The 1,985-nt window shown below is 35.8% G+C and carries 1 protein-coding gene and 1 pseudogene; one reads left to right on the top strand and one right to left on the bottom strand.

The window, feature by feature from the left end; all coding sequences use genetic code 11:
* A partial coding sequence (locus AC1DRF_RS24940; protein WP_477741962.1) for a heparinase II/III domain-containing protein occupies positions 1-628 on the top strand: 628 nt, incomplete at its 5' end.
* Between the two features lie 66 nt (positions 629-694).
* Here the strand turns inward: AC1DRF_RS24940 and AC1DRF_RS24945 are convergent.
* Positions 695-1,985 (bottom strand): annotated as a pseudogene (locus AC1DRF_RS24945) (hypothetical protein); the annotation flags it as partial.

Consider the following 1,985-nt stretch of genomic DNA (forward strand, 5'->3'; position numbering starts at 1 on the left):
TCCTTACAGAGAATACTTTAAAGGTACCTTAGCTCACAATACCGTAACTGTAGATAAAAAATCCTTTCCTGTAACCAAGGATCAAGTCAACAAATCTAAAATTAGTTCTTCCGAAATAAATAAAACGTACAGTTATGTAACTGGGAGCCATGAGCTATATAAAGGAGTAAAAGTAAGCAGAACGCTTGTTTATCTAAAAAACACAAACAGCATTCTTGTGCGTGATGTAATGGAATCAAACAAAAATCATACATACACGGATATATTTAATATCGGAAAAGACGTAGATGTAAAAAAATCTGCAAGCAGAGTGTTTACTCTTACCAGCAAACTTGATCAACAGCAAATTGAACTAATTCAGCTTACAAAAATGAGCACCATCAAAAATTATAAAGGTTCTGCTTCTCCTATTGCTGGATGGCAATCATTAGAATTTAATAAAAAGCTGCCAATTACTCAGCTTCAGTTTACGAATAGCAATCAAAAAAATGCTGAATACAAGTTCATTATTAACACTAATACTAACAATGGAGTTCAAAATTATACCGTTAAGAGTACTCCTTCAGCTGACATTTATACGATTGTTTTAAAAAACGGAAAGCGAACGAACGTACAAGTTAAAAAATAATCAAGGTTTTTTTACTAAACTTAAACAAAAAAGCGAAATGCCGAAGCATTTCGCTTTTTTGCTTAGTTATCTTTCAGCATTATAGCTAACCGCTGTTCGTATGCTTTCACTCATACCTGGATTGGTAATTGTCACGTATACTTTTCCCGCTTTTGAGCCAAGCTGCTTAATTGATAATACTGTTGATGATCCCTCTGATTGCTTGCTTGCAAGCAGCGTTCCTTTTGAACTCGCATTATATACTTTGATAACATCACCTTTAGCAATTTTACTTACGGTTACACTATCTGCTTTTCCTTTATTGTTAATGACTTTCACTTGTGATGATTGCAACGCATTGGATTGTTCCCCAGCGAATGACACAGTTGTGCGTGCGCTTTCCGTCATACCTGAACGTGTGATGCTCACATACACTTGCCCTGCCTTTTGACCAACTTGCTTCGTTGTAAGCGTAAGCGACGTTCCTGTTGATGTTTTAGATGCAAGAACTGTTCCTTTTGAGCTTAAACTATATACTTTGATCATGTCACCTTTAGTAATTCCACTCACCGCAATTACATCATCTTTTCCTTTATTGTTCGTTACTTTCACTTGTGATGACTGTAATGAATTAGACTGCTCCCCTGAGAATGAGGCTGCTACGCGATCACTTTCACCCATTCCTGGGCGCATAACTGTTACATACACTTTTCCTGCTTTTTGACCGATTTGCTTCGCTGTAAGCGTAACCAATGTTCCTGTTGATGTTTTAGATGCAAGAATTGTTCCTTTTGAGTTCTCATTGTACACTCTAACGATATCACCTTTAACAATGCCCGAAACTGCAATTACGTCATCTTTTCCTTTATTGTTTGTGACTTTAATTTGAGATGATTTTAAAGCAGAGGATTTCATAGATGTAATAAATTGATAAGGCTTATGTTCTGCATTGCCATAATAATCTGTAATAACAACAAAGTAAGTTCCTTTTTTCAACCAGGTTTGAACTGAGGCATTTCCTGAAACTAATTCGTCGTTATTTGTTACAAGTTCTTTATATACATACCCACCGCTGTTTTGAATTTTAGCTTGCCAGCTTGCCCCCTCTTGCTGTTTCATTGCTAATGTCACATTTCCATCGTTGGGTACTACTACTTTATAAACATCAGTATCCCCTTCAGAACTGATTGTACCTTTGTATACCTGGTTAAGACTAATAGAATTAGCTGTAGTTAAGCTATTGTTAAATTCTTTTTCATAGTTATTACTTGATGAAAATGATGTTTTTATTTCATAGGGTTCATCTGTCGCATAGCTATAACGTTCTACCGCAATATAGTATGACCCTTTTGGCAAACCTACTTGCATAGTTTCGTAT

This window comes from Priestia sp. P5_B4 (assembly GCF_056400385.1).